At 69.1% G+C, this 16,732-nt stretch carries 19 protein-coding genes; 14 read left to right on the forward strand and 5 right to left on the reverse strand.

All coding sequences use genetic code 11. The features are described from left to right. Positions 1-133 precede the first annotated feature (133 nt). Entirely contained in the window at positions 134-433 is a 300-nt protein-coding gene (locus tag ACZ6O0_RS35420; protein WP_465769407.1) for a hypothetical protein, read from the forward strand. A gap of 41 nt (positions 434-474) precedes the next feature. Then, entirely contained in the window at positions 475-1,635 is a 1,161-nt protein-coding gene (locus ACZ6O0_RS35425) for an epoxide hydrolase family protein (RefSeq protein ID WP_465769408.1), read from the forward strand. On the opposite strand, the gene ACZ6O0_RS35430 is transcribed toward ACZ6O0_RS35425, so the two are convergent. After that, on the reverse strand, positions 1,622-2,578 hold the full coding sequence (locus tag ACZ6O0_RS35430) for a quinone oxidoreductase family protein (protein ID WP_465769409.1): 957 nt from the start codon (positions 2,576-2,578) through the stop codon (positions 1,622-1,624). The two genes, ACZ6O0_RS35425 and ACZ6O0_RS35430, sit on opposite strands and share 14 nt — an antisense overlap. A gap of 131 nt (positions 2,579-2,709) precedes the next feature. Here ACZ6O0_RS35430 and ACZ6O0_RS35435 point away from each other — a divergent pair, with 131 nt between their 5' ends. Next, positions 2,710-3,336 carry a DUF2461 domain-containing protein gene (locus tag ACZ6O0_RS35435; protein ID WP_465769410.1) on the forward strand — a complete coding sequence of 209 codons (627 nt, stop codon included), beginning with the start codon at positions 2,710-2,712 and terminating at the stop codon, positions 3,334-3,336. 23 nt (positions 3,337-3,359) lie between these two features. On the opposite strand, the gene ACZ6O0_RS35440 is transcribed toward ACZ6O0_RS35435, so the two are convergent. Further along, complete coding sequence (locus ACZ6O0_RS35440) at positions 3,360-4,232, reverse strand: helix-turn-helix domain-containing protein (RefSeq protein ID WP_465769411.1); 873 nt, start codon at positions 4,230-4,232, stop codon at positions 3,360-3,362. Between the two features lie 451 nt (positions 4,233-4,683). Here ACZ6O0_RS35440 and ACZ6O0_RS35445 point away from each other — a divergent pair, with 451 nt between their 5' ends. Both ACZ6O0_RS35445 and ACZ6O0_RS35450 read left to right on the forward strand, forming a co-directional pair. Next, complete coding sequence (locus ACZ6O0_RS35445; protein WP_465769412.1) at positions 4,684-4,875, forward strand: hypothetical protein; 192 nt, start codon at positions 4,684-4,686, stop codon at positions 4,873-4,875. Then, the gene (locus ACZ6O0_RS35450; RefSeq protein WP_465769413.1) at positions 4,872-5,090 is read left to right on the forward strand and encodes a hypothetical protein; all 219 of its coding nucleotides are present in this window, start codon (positions 4,872-4,874) and stop codon (positions 5,088-5,090) included. Before ACZ6O0_RS35445 ends, ACZ6O0_RS35450 begins: the two co-directional genes overlap by 4 nt. A 239-nt stretch (positions 5,091-5,329) precedes the next feature. Here ACZ6O0_RS35450 and ACZ6O0_RS35455 read toward each other — a convergent pair whose 3' ends face one another. Continuing rightward, entirely contained in the window at positions 5,330-5,563 is a 234-nt protein-coding gene (locus tag ACZ6O0_RS35455; protein ID WP_360359086.1) for a DUF397 domain-containing protein, read from the reverse strand. A gap of 540 nt (positions 5,564-6,103) precedes the next feature. Between ACZ6O0_RS35455 and ACZ6O0_RS35460 the strand changes: the two genes are divergently transcribed. From ACZ6O0_RS35460 to ACZ6O0_RS35475, 4 genes are all read left to right on the forward strand, one after another. After that, positions 6,104-6,931 (forward strand): SAM-dependent methyltransferase, encoded by an 828-nt coding sequence (locus ACZ6O0_RS35460; RefSeq protein ID WP_465769414.1) that lies wholly within the window; start codon positions 6,104-6,106, stop codon positions 6,929-6,931. A 159-nt stretch (positions 6,932-7,090) separates the two neighbouring features. Beyond that, complete coding sequence (locus ACZ6O0_RS35465; RefSeq protein ID WP_465769415.1) at positions 7,091-7,912, forward strand: SigB/SigF/SigG family RNA polymerase sigma factor; 822 nt, start codon at positions 7,091-7,093, stop codon at positions 7,910-7,912. Positions 7,913-8,132: 220 nt separating this feature from the next. Beyond that, positions 8,133-8,882: a hypothetical protein gene (locus ACZ6O0_RS35470; protein ID WP_465769416.1), complete on the forward strand. Its 750-nt coding sequence runs from the start codon at positions 8,133-8,135 to the stop codon at positions 8,880-8,882. Positions 8,883-8,909: 27 nt separating this feature from the next. Then, positions 8,910-10,052, forward strand: a complete 1,143-nt coding sequence (locus ACZ6O0_RS35475) for an NAD(P)/FAD-dependent oxidoreductase (protein WP_465769417.1) — start codon at positions 8,910-8,912, stop codon at positions 10,050-10,052. On the opposite strand, the gene ACZ6O0_RS35480 is transcribed toward ACZ6O0_RS35475, so the two are convergent. Beyond that, entirely contained in the window at positions 10,021-10,965 is a 945-nt protein-coding gene (locus ACZ6O0_RS35480) for a GbsR/MarR family transcriptional regulator (protein ID WP_465769418.1), read from the reverse strand. The genes ACZ6O0_RS35475 and ACZ6O0_RS35480 overlap by 32 nt on opposite strands. Before the next feature lie 164 nt (positions 10,966-11,129). Here ACZ6O0_RS35480 and ACZ6O0_RS35485 point away from each other — a divergent pair, with 164 nt between their 5' ends. From ACZ6O0_RS35485 to ACZ6O0_RS35500, 4 genes are all read left to right on the forward strand, one after another. Further along, positions 11,130-12,002: an ABC transporter ATP-binding protein gene (locus tag ACZ6O0_RS35485; RefSeq protein WP_465769419.1), complete on the forward strand. Its 873-nt coding sequence runs from the start codon at positions 11,130-11,132 to the stop codon at positions 12,000-12,002. Next, positions 11,999-12,844 (forward strand): ABC transporter permease, encoded by an 846-nt coding sequence (locus tag ACZ6O0_RS35490; protein WP_465769420.1) that lies wholly within the window; start codon positions 11,999-12,001, stop codon positions 12,842-12,844. The genes ACZ6O0_RS35485 and ACZ6O0_RS35490 overlap by 4 nt, the downstream gene beginning before the upstream one ends. A 12-nt stretch (positions 12,845-12,856) precedes the next feature. Beyond that, a complete protein-coding gene (locus ACZ6O0_RS35495) occupies positions 12,857-13,873 on the forward strand; it encodes a zinc-dependent alcohol dehydrogenase family protein (RefSeq protein WP_465769421.1) in 1,017 nt (338 codons plus the stop codon). 257 nt (positions 13,874-14,130) lie between these two features. Beyond that, on the forward strand, positions 14,131-14,394 hold the full coding sequence (locus ACZ6O0_RS35500) for a hypothetical protein (RefSeq protein ID WP_465769422.1): 264 nt from the start codon (positions 14,131-14,133) through the stop codon (positions 14,392-14,394). On the opposite strand, the gene ACZ6O0_RS35505 is transcribed toward ACZ6O0_RS35500, so the two are convergent. After that, positions 14,384-15,757: an FAD-dependent oxidoreductase gene (locus ACZ6O0_RS35505; RefSeq protein WP_465769423.1), complete on the reverse strand. Its 1,374-nt coding sequence runs from the start codon at positions 15,755-15,757 to the stop codon at positions 14,384-14,386. The genes ACZ6O0_RS35500 and ACZ6O0_RS35505 overlap by 11 nt on opposite strands. 71 nt (positions 15,758-15,828) lie before the next feature. Here ACZ6O0_RS35505 and ACZ6O0_RS35510 point away from each other — a divergent pair, with 71 nt between their 5' ends. Further along, positions 15,829-16,722 (forward strand): cupin domain-containing protein, encoded by an 894-nt coding sequence (locus tag ACZ6O0_RS35510; protein WP_465769424.1) that lies wholly within the window; start codon positions 15,829-15,831, stop codon positions 16,720-16,722. Positions 16,723-16,732 lie beyond the last annotated feature (10 nt).

A 16,732-nucleotide genomic window follows, 5' to 3' on the forward strand; every position in this document is an offset into this window, starting at 1 on the left:
TGTGAAGAATCAGTCCTGACGGGCCGCTCGGGTGGGGATCGTCCGGCAACGGATCGTAAGTTCGATGCTGGGTGGTCCGTCGAACGTCAGGAGTGAACGAAGTGCAACGGGGCTCACGGGGTATGCCATCGGCATGCCCACCCTCAGCGGAGCCGGTCTCGCCGTGACGACGCTGAACAAGATTCTCGGCATCGCCGGGGTGGTGCTGGTGCTGGCCGGCGTACTGCTCGGCTTCCGGTCGGTCTCGTCGGCCGGGGTCGACTGCGGTTCCGCGTTCCAGCCCGCCGCGGGGATCACGCCGATGACGTGCGACAACGCGCTGAACGGCGCGAGCACGCTGGTCACGATCGTGATCAGCGCCGGCGCGCTGTGCCTGATCGCCGCCGTCACCGTCAAGGTCGTGCGCGACAAGGCGGACAAGGTCAACGCCTGAATTCGGATGCGGTCCCGCGGCTGCCGCGAGACCCTGCCGGGGTGACTGTCGACGAGTTCCACCTGGACGTGCCCGAGACCGAGCTGGCCGACCTGCGGGCGCGCCTGGACCTGACCCGCTGGCCGGACGAACTCCCCGGCGCCGGCTGGGCGTACGGCGTACCGCTGGGGTATCTCCGGGATCTCGTCGCCTACTGGCGGCACGAGTACGACTGGCGCAAGGCCGAGGCACGGCTGAACGAGTGGCCGCAGTTCACCACCACGATCGACGGGGCGAACGTGCACTTCGCCCATGTCCGCTCGCCCGAACCTGATGCGACCCCGCTGATCATCACCCACGGCTGGCCCGGCTCGTTCGTCGAGTTCACCGAGATCGCCGGCCCGCTGACCGATCCCCGCGCGTACGGCGCCGACCCGGCCGGCGCGTTCCACCTCGTCATGCCGAGCATCCCCGGCTTCGGGCTGTCCGGCCCGGTCCGCGAGCCCGGCTGGGAGTTCATGCGGGTGGCCCGCGCGTGGTCCGTGCTGATGACGCGACTCGGCTACGACCGGTACGGCGTACAGGGCGGCGACTGGGGTGGCGCCATCTCCCGTGAGCTCGGGCGGATCCACCCCGAGCAGGTGATCGGCGTACATCTCAACCTGCTCCCCAACTCCGGCGCCACCTCCGAACCGACGCCGGAGGAACTCGCGCCACTCGACCAGGCCGAGCGCGATCGCACCTGGGCCTCGTGGCACCGCTTCGAGCAGTGGCGCAAGGAACAACAGGGGTACGCCGACCTGCAGTCGACCCGGCCACAGACATTGGCCTACGCGCTGACCGATTCACCCGTCGGGCAACTGGCCTGGATCGCGGAGAAGTTCGAGGCCTGGTCCGATCCCGCATCCGGGATCGACCGCGACCACCTGCTCACGAACGTGATGCTCTACTGGCTCACCCGCACGGCCGGATCCTCCGGCGCTATCTACTACGAACGCGCCCACGCCCCGTACTGGGGCCGCCCCGCCGAGCCGTCCACCACTCCCACCGCCCTCCTCGACCTTGCCCACGACAACTTCATCCCCCTCCGCCACAAGGTCGTCCACACCGACAACATCACCCGGTGGACCAGTCACCCGCACGGCGGCCACTTCGCCGCCCTGGAACAACCGGACGTCCTGGTCAGCGACATCCGCGCGTTCTTCGCGTCTATCGAACCCTGAGCACAAGCTTCCCGGTGCTCCGGCGACCGAGCAGATCCTCGTGCGACCGCCGGGCGTCCTCGAGCGGGTACTCCGCACCCACCAGCGGCCGAAGCCGGCCCGCCGCCGTCAACGCGAGCAGCTCGCTCAACGGTTCGGCGTACCCACCCGGCAACTCCATCGCCGGCACCAGCCAGAACCCCGCCACCGAAAGGTTGCCCGCAGCAAGCGCACTGACATCCACCGACGGCCGGCCCTCCCGCCCGGCGTTCCCGTAGTTCACCAAGCGCCCGAACCCCGCCAGGCACCCCACCCCGGCCAGCATCGTCGGCCCACCGGTCGAGTCGAGCACGACATCCACTCCACGACCGTTGCTCGCAGCCCGGATCCGCTCGGCGTACCCCTCGGGATCGTTGTCCACCGCAACATCAGCCCCGAGCTCCACCGCCAGCTCCCGCTTCTCCGGCGTGGACGCCGTGGCGATCACCTGCCCGGCGCCGAAGTGCTTGGCCAGCTGAACCGCCAACGATCCGACCCCACCAGCAGCCGCGTTCACGAGCACCGTCTCACCAGGCGCCAGCCGCGCACTGTTCCGCAGCACATGCCAGGCCGTCAGCCCTTGAATCAGCAGCGCAAGCGCCTGCCCGTCACTGACCTCGTCCGGTACGTCGACCACCCGCCCGACCGGCGCGAGCGCATACTCGGCGTACCCACCCCCGGTCTCGAAGATGGGGGAGAGCACCCGCCGACCGGTCTCGGTCCGGCCGACGATCTCGACACCCGGTACGAACGGGAGCGTGACGCCCCCGCGGTACGAGCCGTCGGTGCGATGGGTGTCGGCGAAGTTCACTCCGGCCGCGGTGACCTCGACCAGGAGTTGGCCGGGACCGGCGACCGGGGCGTCGAGCTCAGTGGGTACGAGAACCTCGGGGCCACCGAAGCGGGTGACCTGAATCGCGCGCATGAGCGTCGAGCATAGGTGAGTGGTGGTGCGCCGGCCTGCGCCTGGTCTTGGCCGACGCACCTGCCTGAGGGTCCCGAGGCGGTCCGGTACCCAGGACGGGGTTTCTCATGCGTGCGAACTATCGTGGCGGCATGAGTTTCACCGGGTTCCCGGCCGCGGCGCTGGACTTCTACGACGATCTCGAGATGGACAACAGCAAGACCTTCTGGACGGAGCACAAGCACGTCTACGAGGAGTCGGTGCGGGCGCCGATGGCGGCGCTTCTCGCGGAGCTCGAGGAGGAGTTCGGGACAGCGAAGCTCTTCCGCCCGTACCGCGATGTCCGGTTCGCCCGGGACAAGACGCCGTACAAGACCCATCAGGGCGCGTTCATCGACGTGGCGCCGGCGACCGGGTGGTACGTCCAGGTGTCGGCGCCCGGCGTGCGGGTGGCGGCCGGGTTCTACGAGGCGAGCTCCGAGCGGCTGGCCCGGGTCCGGACCGCGATCGACGACGACCGGCGCGGGAAGCAACTGGAGAAGCTGCTGGCCAAGCTCACCCGGGCCGGCTGGACGGTCGGTGGCGACCGGCTGAAGACGACACCACGCGGGTACGACGCCGACCACCCGCGGATCGAGCTGCTCCGGCACAAGTCCCTGACCGTCGGCAAGTCCTACGGCTTCGAGCCGATCATCCACAAGCCGGAGCTGGTCGAACAGATCCGCGCGGACTGGCGCGCCACCAAGCCCCTCATCACCTGGCTGGCCGACAACACCTGAAACAGCTGGCTACCTCAGCTGCGTCAGCGCTCGTAGTCCTTCAGGATCTCGGCGAGGATGTCGCGCGTCTTGTTCGGCGGCGGGGCCGCGACGCAGAGGGACTCCATGGTGGCCGTGTAGCTGTCGAGGTCCTCGAGCTTGTCCAGGTAGAGCGCACTGGTCAGGTGCTCGATGTAGACGATGTCCGGCAGGTCCTGCTCCGGGAAACGGAGAGTGCTGTACGCACCGCCGGTGGCGGCGTGGCCGCCCGACTTGAACTGCATGACCTGGAGCGTGAGGTTCGGCAGGTGGGTCATCTCGATCAGGTGCTCGAGCTGCACGCACATCGGCTTCGTGCCACCGATCGGCCGGCGTAGCACCGACTCGTCGAGCACGGCCCACAGGCGCACCGGGTTCGGCCGGGTGAGGATGTTCTGCCGGTTGACCCGCAGCGCGACGCGGCGCTCGACCTCCTCGGCCGGGATCAGGCCGCGGCCGAGCTGCACCACCGCACGCACGTAGTCGGTGGTCTGCAGCAGACCGGGGACGAACTGCAGCTCATAGGTACGGATCAGCTGGGCGGCGGCCTCGAGGTCGAGGTAGGAGTGGAACCAGCTGGGCAGCACGTCGCCGAACCGGTGCCACCACCCGGGGTTGTTGGCGTCGCGCGCCAGTGACAGCAGCCGCTCGCGCTCCTCGCCGTCGTCCAGCCCGTAGAGGGTGAGCAGGTCGCGGACGTCGCGCTCCTTGAAGCCGACCCGGCCGAGCTCCATCCGGCTGACCTTGGACTCCGACGAGCGGATCTCCCAGCCGGCGTCGGACCGGGTGATCCCGGCCGCCTCCCGCATGCGCCGCAGGTGCGCTCCGAGGATGATTCGAAGCGCAGTCGGTCCGCTTTGCGCGCCCGACTCCGTCACGTTGTCCTCCCAGGCAGGCCCCACAGCTCATCAGCGGCGACTTCAACCGCGAATGCACATCATCGCACGCCGGACCGGCAATCTGCCGAACTTCTTACACAAGCTCTCCGAAATCATTCCACCGATCACACAGTGTCATAGCGGACCGCCGTGTGCCGGTGAATTTGTCAGGACAAACTCACCTCGCGACCCTCGGTCGAACAGTGTTCGTCGGGTCCGATCCGGGGCTCTCCGCAGGCGGGAAGGAGCCATTTCGGATCACGAACTGGAAAACGTGCGGATGCACGTGCATCGGGCGCTTGCATTCGCAGCGTGCCGACGCCATGATTGCTTCATGCACAGAAGGTGAGCTGGATCTCGCGAAAAGTGACATCGCGTGAACCGGCAGGCCGGTCCTACAGATCCGTCAACGGCCCTCCCGTTGGCATGACTGGTTGGGGAACCCGAGTCGATGAATGACGACGACAATGAGGCAGCCCAGCACACCGCGGACACGAGCGGTCGTGCGCCCGACGAGCTGACCGAGCGGGAGATCCAGGAACTGGTTGCGCGCTGCCCCGAACAGCAGCGCTGGGCCTTCGAGGGCTGGCTGCGCGGGGTTCGCCAACTCGACGGCGACCCGATCGTGAGTCTGGCCCCATGACCACCGACAGAGCAGCAGGAGGCCGAAAAATGGTGCGGATCTGGCTGGGAGACCACCTGATCGCCGAGTACGTCGCCGAGCCCGATCGCGCGTCGCGCTACCAGCGGGTGATGACGCCGAAGTTCACCGGATTGCGAATCACCGTTGACAATGGGGCCACCGGCAAGGCTTCCGAACTGCCCAGCGAACAGCTCTGGCCGCTCACCGTCCAGTAGCCCCCGGCAACACCAAGGCCGACCCTCTTCGGAGGGTCGGCCTTTTGTCATCTCTGTACGGCGCTGGCCCGGCCGGCGACCGATCGCCCGGGGTGTTCCGCCGGCTCCTCGTCACCGCGGGACGGACGGGCGGCCGCACGTGAGGTCTGCCGCCGACCGCCGTACCGGGATTGCGAACCCAAAGGAAGAGGCCCCTTCGTCACTCGCCTGGCGAAGGGGCCTCTTGGTTCCGGTGTCGTTCAGGCGAGGTAGTCGAACTCGCCGTCGTGAACGCCGCCGAGGAATGCTTCGATCTCGGCTTTGGTGAACACCAGAGCCGGGCCGTCGGTGTGACGCGAGTTCCGCATCGCCACGCCGCCGTCCGGCAGCTTCGCTACCTCGACGCAGTTGCCGTTGGGGCCACTCCGCTGGCTCTTCCGCCAGATCAGCTCGCTGATCGAGTCGCCGGGCATGCCGTTGTAGACAGCAGTCATCAGCTGCACCTTCCGTACGTCCTTGGCATATGCACGTGCATTTGGCCTTGCATTTGCATCGTACACGCTTCGGAGGCGTGTGTCCGCCTCCTTACTTGTAGTGATCGTGTAGCGGTCAAACGACTGATGGAGGCCTGTTTTGGTCGCGATCCGTAGCGACCCGGCGGTCTGGAGGGCGGGATGGCCGGAGCGGGCTGGGCCGGGCCGGCGGGATGATCTGAGTGGCCCGAGGCCGGGCGGGCGGCATCGTCGTGCCCGCCGGCAGGTGATCGGGGTGCGCGGAGGCGGAGATGTTCGCGATGTCTGGGCGCGTCGTTGGCGATTGACGGGGCGCGGATGGGGAAGGGTGTCGAGTGACCTTCATCCAAGGGCTTGTTTGTCAGAACCTGAAGTGAATCCGAAAAGCCTTATCTGCTTGACGAATCAGGCACTGCGGAGAAGTTTGGATTCGACACTCATGCCGGGCCGAACCAGTGTGCCGGCCGGTCTGCAACTGCCCTACGATGACTTCAAGAATTCCCCGACAAGAAGGCTGCGCCGATGGCGACTTCAGACAGCCCGGATGCGACTCCGGACTTCGACACTTCCCAACCGACCATCGCCCGCGTCTACGACGCTCTGCTCGGTGGAAAGGACAACTTCGCCGCGGACCGCGAGGGCGCGGCACTGTACTTGAAGTACGTGCCGGACGCCGGCCGGTGCGCGATCGAGAACCGCGAGGCGCTGGTCAAGGGCGTCCACTATCTCGTGCGCGAGGCGGGGATCGACCAGTTCCTCGACATCGGCAGCGGTCTGCCGACGCAGAAGAACACCCACGAGGCGGCGCAGGAGATCAACCCTGACGTCAAGGTGGCCTACGTCGACAACGACCCGATCGTGCTCGCGCACGGCCGGGCGCTGCTGGCCACGAACAACAGCACCATCGTGGTCACCTCCGACCTGCGCCAGCCGCAGGCCATCCTCGACAACGAGGAGATCAAGAAGCACCTGGACTTCGGCCGTCCGATCGCGCTGATGGTCGTCGGCATCCACATGCACTTCCACGACGACGAGAAGCCGGACGAGTGGGTTCGCACGCTGATGGACGCGCTCGTCCCCGGTAGCTACCTGTTCATCACCGACTTCGTCGACACCGGTGAGCCGCTGCAGAAGGGAATGGAGCGGGCCGGCCTGGAAAGCCTCGGCAACGGCTGGATCCGGACCCCGGAGCGGATCGAGCAGCACTTCCTCGGAATGCCGCTCGTGCCCCCGGGCCTGGACTTCCTGGCCCGCTGGTTCCCGGAGGACCCCGATGCCGACGTACCGGCCGCGGCGGACCTGGAGCCGTGGCAGCGGATCCTGATGGCGGGGATCGCCAAGAAGGGCTGATCACCTTCCGCGACGCGAAGGCGCGCATCCCACGACGGGATGCGCGCCTTTGCGCTTGGATGCATGACTTCGCGAAAAGTGGGGTACGGTACCCGTCAGCAGGCATGACCGTGGTTCAGCTAAGTGCCACGCCGTGACGACAGTCGCGAGGTCATACCCATGGTTACCAGCATCACCGAGCGGACTTCTGTCCGCTGTTCGACTCCGGCCGATCGGGCCGCCAGAGAAGCAGCCACCCGGGAACTGATGGAACGCCGGGCTGCCAGCAAGGACGAAGGCGAGCGGCAACGACTGCTCGAAGAGGTCGTCGAGCTCAACATCGACATGGCCCGGGGGATCGCGCGCCGCTTTCGCGGTCGCGGCGCCGAGGCCGACGACCTGGAGCAGGTCGCGTACCTGGGCCTGGTCAAGGCCGCACACCACTACCGGCTCGACGCGGACACGCCGTTCATCGGGTTCGCCATCCCGACCATCCGGGGCGAGGTGAAACGGTACTTCCGCGACTGCGCGTGGACGGTCCGGATCCCGCGCCGGCTCCAGGAGATGCAAGGGACGATCGCCGCCAAGGTGCCCGAGCTCGAGCAGGAGCTGAACCGGGAGCCCACGCCGGCCGAGATCGCCGCGCATCTCGAGGTCGAGCTCACCGAGGTCGAGCAGGCGCTCGCCGCGAAGGGCTGCTTCAACGTTCTCTCCCTGGATCGGCCGGCCGAGGTCGACGCCGAGCTGACGCTGGCCGACGTCGTCGCCGATGTGGACGACGGAAGCATCGCCCAGCTGGAGACGGTCGAGATGTTGCAGCCGGTGCTCGCGGATCTGGGCGAGCGCGAGCGCCGGATCCTGCAGCTGCGCTTCGTCGAGGGCTGGACCCAGTCCGAGATCGGCAACGACATCGGCGTCAGCCAGATGCAGGTCTCCCGCGTCCTGCGGAAGATCCTGGACGACCTGCGCGACAAGCTGGCCCCGCTGCCGGCCGCCGCCTAGCTTCACCCCACGCACCGGCCGTCCCGGCCTCGGAACCTTGCTCGCCTGCTGCAGAGTCAACCCGAGGCCGAGGCGGTCGGTGTGTCTTGTCCATTCCCAGAAGCTCGCGGATCCGGCAGCCTGGTGACGACTCGCCTGTGCGTGAACGTCACTCACGGTGCCGGGTGGCTGCACAATTGGGGGAGGACGAGGGGACAGGTCGTTGTTGCTGGCGTTGCGGATGATCAGGACGGTGCCCGCGGACGCGCTTGCCGTGGTACGCGCGTATCCGCCGATGGTCGTGTGCTTCGGGGCAGCGCTGACCGGTACCGCCCTGGTGTTCGACGTCTTCTATCTGGTCGCCAGCCCCGGCCTCACACTGGCGCTTGTTTACACGGTGCCGGTGCTCGCCGGTCTGATCGCGGGCCTGGTGGCGGCGGCCGACGACGTCGACCTCGAGCCGGGGGTGCTGCTCCGCACCAGCGGCCTGGCGGTTGCCCTCGGCATCACCAACTCGATCGTGGTGGCGATGATCGCCGCGATGAACCGGACCGACCCGTCGAACTGGGGTGCCGGCGGTCAGTCGGTGCTGTTCGCCGGCTGCACGGTGCTCGCGGTCGCCGTGTCGATCGTTGCCTGCCGCAAGATGATCGATGCGCTGGGCATCGAGATGCGGACGAAGCTCCCGCGCCGCCGGGTCCGGGTCCCGGTGCCGGCGGCCCAGGTAGCCAGGCTCGTGGCACCCCGGGTGAGCAAGGAGTCCGTGGCCCGGGCCAAGCGCGCGCCGGTCGTCGCGCCCCCGCCACCACCGGAGGACGAGGACACCTTCCCGGTCTTCGTCCCGCCGCCACCGAAGGTGGTCGATCTCGACGAGGCGCGCCCGGTGACCGCGTCGGGCCAGTTCAGCGGATACTCGGAGCGGTCGGTATCGCGGGTGCGCCGGACGGGATCTCGCCGGAACAACAAGCCGGGGAAGCGTCCGGGGACCTGACGCGCCACACTGGTGGGGTCTCGGGAGGTGCCTGTGTGGGATCTGGTGATCGTCGGCGCGGGTCCGGCGGGGGCTTCGGCCGCGCTCGGGGCGCTGGCCACCGACCCGGCTCTCGCGGTCCTGCTGCTCGATCGGCACGACTTCCCACGGGACAAGGCCTGCGGTGACGGCATCGCGCCGCACGTGCTCGACCTGCTCGCCGGGGTCGGCGTCACCAAGCTCCTCGACGACTGGACGCCGGTACGGCGGTTCGCGCTGACCAGGGGTGACGTCGCAGTGGATCGCGACATGGCCCGTCCGAACTGGGTGGTGCCGCGGACCGTCTTCGATCAGCGGCTCGTCGAGGCCGCCCAGGCGGCCGGGGCGCGGCTCGTCCGCCGGCGGGTCCGCGGTCTCGAGGTCGAGTCGCGGTCGGTGCTGGTGGACGGTGAGTTCCACGCGCGGTTCGTGGTGGGCGCCGACGGTGCGCATTCCGTCGTACGGCGGGATCTCGGGGTGAAGCCGGGGCCGGTGGCGCTGGCGATCCGGGGGTATGCGCCGACGCCGGTGGCACGGGCCGCGAGTCAGGTGATCGCGTACGGTCCGGGCCGGCAACCGTCGTACGCGTGGTCCTTCGATCGTGGCGACGGCTGGTCGAACGTCGGGTACGGCGAACAGTTGACGAGCGATCGTCCTCGTCCGACCCGGGCCGATCTGCTCGCACACCTCGACGCACTGCTGCCGGGCGCGACGGAGGGCGGGGAGTCGTGGTGGGGACACCATCTGCCGCTGTCCGGGTGGACGTGGCGTCCGGCGGCGGGTCCCGTGATGCTCGCGGGCGACGCCGCCGGACTCATCAATCCCATGACCGGCGAGGGCATCTACTACGCGGTGGCGACCGGTCTGCTCGCCGGGCGTGCGGTCGCGGATGCGCTGCGGGCAGGCAGTGCCGATGCGGGTACGCCGTACCGTCGCCGCACGACTCGCCTCCTGGCTCGCCATCTGCGGCACACCGCGTTGACGGCTCAGCTCACCCGATCCGGCCGGGTGCTCGACGCCGGGATCCGCGCGGCCGCCGCCGACCAGCGCATCTTCGACGACCTGGTAGAGATCGGGCTGGCCGACGGCCTGATCACCCGCCGGCTGCTGCGCGGTCTGGTCAGCGGAGCGCGTCCAGCTGGGCCGGAGTGAGCCGAGCGGGATTGGGGATCGCCCGATAGGTGTCGTCCACCTGATCGAGTACGACGGGATCGCAGTACTCGGCGTACTTCGTCGCGTTGCCGAGGGCATCGATGATCCGGGTGGGCGGCCAGTCGAGGGCGGCGGCCAGCTGGTCCGCGGTGAGTGGGCGGGCCGCGCGCAGGAGGGCCGCGAGGATCGTGAACGCGTCGTCGATCACCTCGAACGCCGGGCCGCCGGACATGTCCTCGCCGAGGCGGTGGAAGAAGTCGGCCATCTGCGTGAGGCGTTCGCCGGCCCGCGTGTCGCGGCCGAGCAGGTCCGCGCCTTCGGTGGCGGTCTCGGCCCAGTTGAGGTTGGTCCGGGCGCTCACCTGCCAGGCCTTCAGCCAGACCTCGTCGGCGATGACGTAGTGCTGCAGGCGGCGGTGCGGGTCGGGTTCGCGGTAGACCATGCCGACGTGTTCGAGGTAGCCGATCGCCTTGGAGATCGACGCGGGGCTGACGCGGAGCTCGCGGACCAGGTCCGCCGCGGTCAGGCTGGCGGAGTCCGCGGTGTAGAGCAGCGCGAGGACGCGCGAGGCCATCCGGGGCAGGCCGCCGTCGACCATCATCGTCGCGAACCGCTCGACGAACTCCCGGCGTCGGCGGTCGGCACCTGAGAGCTGCCGAGCGTCGTTGCCGGCGGCATCGGTGTCCGGCCTGCGGCGGCGGGCCCGGGACGCCGTCGCGTAGTGCGCGTGGTCGGCCCGGTAGCCGTGCGCGCCGCCGTTGCGGGCGACCTCGCGGCTGATCGTCGACGTCGGTCGATCGAGCTGCCGGGCGATCTCGGCGTACCCGAGGCCGGCGGTCAGGCCGTCGGCGATGTCGAGCCGGTCCTGGTGGCTCAGCCTGCCTCCGGGCATCGGGATCCTCTCTGCGTTCACCGGCAACTCATTGCAACGAATGTCAACCTGGGGTGCGTTCTGCGTCAGGCTCATTGCACAGATTGCCACGTTGCGTGAAGTTTTACACCCCTTCTGGCTCGGATCGTGATTGCCGGTCTGATGAATGCAACGTAGCTTTCAGGCACTCGTGAAGGAGGTGGACGATGGTTCTGGCGGTCGACGGCCTGCGGATGCGGTACGGCGGCACCGAGGTTCTGCACGATGTCTCGTTCGGGGCCCGGCTTGGTGAGGTGGTCGCCCTGCTCGGCCCGAACGGCGCGGGGAAGAGCACGACGATCGAGATCCTGGAGGGATTCCGGCTGCGGTCGGCCGGGCAGGTCGCGGTGCTCGGCGTGGACCCTGCCGAGGGGGACGAGCGGTGGCGGTCCCGGCTCGGCATCGTGCTGCAGTCCTGGCGTGACCACGGCAACTGGCGGGTGCGGGAGCTGCTGCATCACCTCGGCTCGTACTACGCGCCGTACTCAACCGCGACCGCCGTACGGCCGTGGGACACCGGCGAGCTGCTGGACGCGGTCGGGCTCGGCGCGCACGCGGCGCAGAAGATCAAGACGTTGTCCGGTGGGCAGCGGCGTCGGCTCGATGTCGCGATCGGGATCGTCGGGCGGCCCGAGCTGCTGTTCCTGGACGAGCCGACCGCGGGATTCGACCCGGAGGCGCGGTCGGAGTTCCACGACCTGGTCCGGCGGCTCGCGGCCGAGCATCAGACCACGATCCTGCTCACCACCCACGACCTCGACGAGGCGAGCAAGCTGGCCGATCGCATCCTCATCCTGACCGGCGGCCGGATCGTCGCGGCCGGGACGACCGCCGAGCTCACCACGCTGATCGCGGGGGAGGACGAGGTCCGGTGGAGTGTCGGCGATCAGCGCTTCCGGAAGTCGACACCGGACTCGACCGCGTTCGTCCGCGGCCTGTTCGCGACGTACGGCGCCACCGTCCGCGAGCTCGAGGTCCGCCGGGCCTCGCTGGAGGACACCTATCTCGCACTGGTCCGGGGCCAGGAGGTTGCGTCATGACCGCGAGATCTGTTGCTGTGCGGGCTGGTTGGCGGCGTGGGCTGATCGAGTTGCGGCAGTCGTTCACCAACGGGGCCGAGCTGTCCAGTCACTTCCTCTGGCCGGTGCTGATGCTGGCCGCGCTGGTCTTCCTGCGGCACCGGGACTTCGGCTCGACCGGGTTCCTGCTCGGTGCGCTGGCTCTGCCGAGCATCCTCGGGATGAATGCCGCGATGGGCATGGTCAGCATGAGCCAGCAGTTGACCGCCGATCGCGAGGACGGCACGTTGCTGCGGGCCAAGGCGATTCCGGACGGCATGCTCGGCTACCTCGTCGGCAAGGTCGTGTCGGTGTCCGGCGGACTGCTGGCCGATCTCGCCATCCTGCTGATTCCAGGATTGCTGATCGTCGACGGTCTCGCCCTCGGATCGGCGCACTGGCTGACTCTTGGCTGGGTGCTGCTGCTCGGCCTGGTCGCGACGTTGCCGATCGGGGCGGTCCTCGGCTCGGTGTTCACGACCGCCCGGTCACAGGGCTTGATCCAGCTGCCGGTGCTCGCGCTGATCGCGATCTCCGGCATCTTCTATCCGATCACCGCGCTGCCCGGCTGGCTGGCGTCGATCGGGCAGCTGACGCCGATCTATTGGATGGGACTGGGCATGCGGTCGGCTCTGCTGCCGGACAGTGCGGTCGTCGTCGAGGTCGGCGGATCCTGGCGTCACCTCGAGACGGTCGGCGTACTCGGGATCTGGGCTGTCGGTGGGTTGCTGCTGGCTCCCGTCGTACTGCGCCGGATGGCGCGTCGCGAGTCCGGCTCTAAGGTGGCCGAGCGCCGGGAGCGGGCTTTGCGGCGGGTCGCCTGAGATCGTTGGATCATGGCCGAGCAGATGGATGTCTGGGCAGTCGAGCACCCGGGGCCGATCGACGACGGGCCGTTGCGGCGAGTCCGGCGTACTGTGCCGGAGGCGGGGCCCGGCGAGGTGCTGGTGCAGGTCGAGGCCTGCGGGATCTGCCGGACCGATCTGCATCTGTGTGAAGGGGATCTGGAGCCGCGGCGGCCGGGCGTGGTCCCGGGGCATCAGGTCGTCGGCGCGGTGGTCGGCCGTGGACCAGGGGCCGATCGGTTCGAGGACGGTGACCGGGTGGGGATCGCCTGGCTCCGCGGGACGTGCGGGGTGTGCGAGTTCTGCCGGTCCGGAGCCGAGAACCTCTGCCCGCGATCGACGTACACGGGCTGGGACGCGGACGGTGGATTCGCCGAGTACGCCGCTGTGCCGCAGGACTACGCGTACGCCCTGCCGGTCGACCGTCCGGCCGTGGAGCTGGCGCCGTTCCTGTGTGCCGGGATCATCGGCTACCGCTCCCTGCTCCGGGCGAACCTGCCGCCGGGCGGCCGCCTCGGCATCTACGGCTTCGGATCGAGCGCTCACCTCACCGCGCAGCTCGCGACCGCGCAGGGCGCCGAGCTCTTCGTGCTCACCCGCGGCGAACAGAACCGGGAGCTCGCGCGTGCCTTGGGCGCTACGTACGTCGGGGAGACGGCCGACCGCCCGCCCGTTCCGCTGGACTCGGCAATCGTGTTCGCGCCGGCCGGTGACGTGGTGCCGTACGCCCTGGAGGCGCTCAAGCCCGGTGGGACGGTGGCGGTCGCCGGGATCCACCTGACCGACGTACCGGTGCTGAACTACGAGCGCCATCTCTTCCACGAGCGCGACCTTCGCAGCGTCACGTCCAACACCCGGCGCGACGGCGAGGAGCTCTTCCGCCTGGCCTCCCGGCTCCCGGTTCGGCCCCACACCACCGTGGTGGGCTTCGACGCGGTGGACCGGGCGCTGGCCGACGTGGCCCACGGCCGCGCGGCCGGCTCCCTGGTCGCCGTCCACGGCAACTGAACCAACCGCCGCCCGGCCTCGGCCCCGGCTGAATCAGCCTGCGTCCGGGCTGAACTGTTCCGCCCCGGAGATCGTTAGAACTGAGTGAAGATTCGACCGAGGGCCGGGTCCGGACTTCAGCGGACGCTGCTAGCTGCGTTAGATTTGATCAAATCTTAGGAGCAACCCAGGGAGCGTGAGGGCCATATGCGGGATCTGACCAGGCAGGTGTGGTCGGTCCTAGCGGCTGTCCGGTGCGGTTCCCTGCGAGACGGGCAGTGCTGAGCAAGGTTCTCGGCGCGGTGGGTGTGGTCCTGCTGATCGCCGGGGTGATGTTCGCCGTTCGACCGGTCCACGTCAACGGCGAGGCCTGTGGTTCGGTCTTCCAGCCCGAGAAGGGCATCACGCCGATGCAGTGCGATGCCCGGCTGAGCAGCCGCGGCGACCTGGTCACCGGCTTCGGCGCCGGCGGTGTCGCCGTCGTCCTCTCCGGCTTCGCCGTCGCCGCCATCCGCGACCGTCGCGCCCGCGTCACGTCCTGACGATCGCCCCCAGCACCTCGTTGAAGGCCTCGGTCGACGACGGGTGGGTGTAGATCGAGTCCCGCAGCTCGGTCGCGGTGATCCGGTGCCGCATCGCCAGTGCGACCGTGTTGATCAGCTCCTGGGCGTCGACGCTCAGCAGCGCGGCACCGAGGATCTCGTCGGTCTCGGCGTCGATGACGAACTTCATCACGCCGCGCGTCTCCTCGACGATGTAGGCCCGCGGCATGGCCACGATGTCGGCGACGTTCCGCATCCCGATGGTGATCCGGTACCCGGCCGCCCGCGCCGCCGACTCGGTCAGGCCGACGGTCGCCAGCGGCGGTGACATGAACAGCGTTCGCGGTACGGCGACCCGATCGGCGGTGGACCGTTTCCCGTTCCCGAGCAGCTGGTCCAGCACGATCCGGCTGTCGTCCAGGGAGATGTAGGTGAACTGCGGGCCGCCGTTCACGTCGCCGAGCGCGAAGATGTGCGGCCGGCTGGTCCGCAGGTACTCGTCGACCTCGATCGCGCCGCGATCCGTCGTACGAACGCCCGCCTTGTCCAGCCCCAGTCCGGCGGTCGCCGGCGTCCGGCCGGTGGCGGCCAGGATCGCGTCGACCGTGACGGTGTGCTCGCGGCCGTTCCGCTCGTAGACGACGGTGTCCTCGCCGCGGATCTCCAGCACGTGGGCGCCGGTGACGATCTCGACGCCCTCGCCGGCCAGGATGTCCGCCGCGGCGGCCGCGATGTCGTCGTCCTCCTGGCCGAGGATCCGCGGCGACGACTCGAACACCGTGACCTGGGCTCCGAAGCGCCGGTAGATCGAGGCGAACTCGATGCCGAGGTACCCGCCGCCGATCACCGCGAGCCGGCCGGGCAGGTGGGTGGTGTGGACCAGGTCCACGTTCGTCACCGTCCGCGGGCTCTCCCGCAGACCCGGGATGTCCGGGATCACCGGCTCCGAGCCGGTGTTGATCAGGATCGTCGCGGCGGTCACCCGGACCTCGTCCGATCCGTTGTCAACGGCAATGGTGTGCTCGTCCACGAAGGTCGCCGTGCCGGTGAGCACAGTGATGGTCTCGGCGCCGTTCAGCGCCTCGAAATTGCCGGCCCGGAACGTCGACGTCAGCGCCTGCACCTCGCCGACGGCGTGCTCGAACCACTCCTGGGGCGAGTCGTCGGGCCGGCGCCGGCCGGAGTGGTGGACGAGCGCCTTCGTCGGTACGCAGCCGACGTTCGGGCAGGTCCCGCCGTACATCTGGTCCGACCGCTCGATCAGGATCACGCGCCGGCCGGCCCGGCCGAGCGCGGCGGCGGCGACCTTGCCGCCCTTGCCGAACCCGATCACGGCCACGTCCGCCTGCAGGGTAGAAGTCATGCGGTCGAGTCTGACCGCTAGGATTGAGACGTACCAGCTGTTCCTGACTCAATATTCTGCGCAGGCGTCTCATGGACACCATCACCCGGCTGATCGAACTGGCCCGCGTCACGGCGACCGTGGACAAGCGCTGCCTGCTCGCGGGCGCGACCGAGGTGACCGTCCCGGCGTACGGCGATGCCGCGGCGGCCTTCCACTTCGTCCTCGACGGCGACTGCACGCTGGAGCTGCCGAGCCGGCCGGTCCACTTGAAGGGCGGAGACGCCGTCCTGCTCCCGGGCAGTCCGCCCCACACGATCCGTACGGCGGGCTCCGGGCGGATGCGGTCCGCGGTCGAGACTCCGGGGGAGGCCTTCGACACGATCCGCAGTCCGTCCGGTGAGCCGGCTACGGACATCTTCTGCGGCCACTACACCGTCGGCTCGTACGCGGGACGGCTGCTACTGAGCAGCCTGCCGGACCCGCTGGTCGTCTCCTTCGACACCGCCGACGACTCGGTCCGGACGCTGAGCGAGTTGATGCGCGCGGAGGCCCTCGCGGAAGGGCCGGGGACGGCGGCGATCCTCGATGCCTTGTGCGGCGCACTTCTGGCGATGCTGCTGCGTCGCGGCGGTCTGCCCGGCGTCGCACCGTGGACCGCCATCGACGACGACCGGATCGGCGCGGCGATCGCGGCCGTGTTGCGTGATCCCGGCGCCGACTGGTCGGTCGAGCGATTGGCGGAGGTCGCGGCGATGTCCCGAGCGACGTTCGTACGGCATTTCGGTCGGCACACCGGGACCACGGTCGCCGCCTTCGTCAGCACGCTGCGGATGATGGTCGCCTCCGACCTGCTCACCGACTCCGAGCGCACCGTGGCGACTGTCGCCGCCCAGGTCGGCTACCAGTCCGAGTCCGCCTTCAGCCGGGCCTTCCGGGAAGCGACCGGCCTGACCCCGGGACGGTACCGCCGCGAACGTTCTTGACCTTGACACT

It is taken from the genome of Kribbella sp. NPDC048837 (assembly GCF_055586945.1).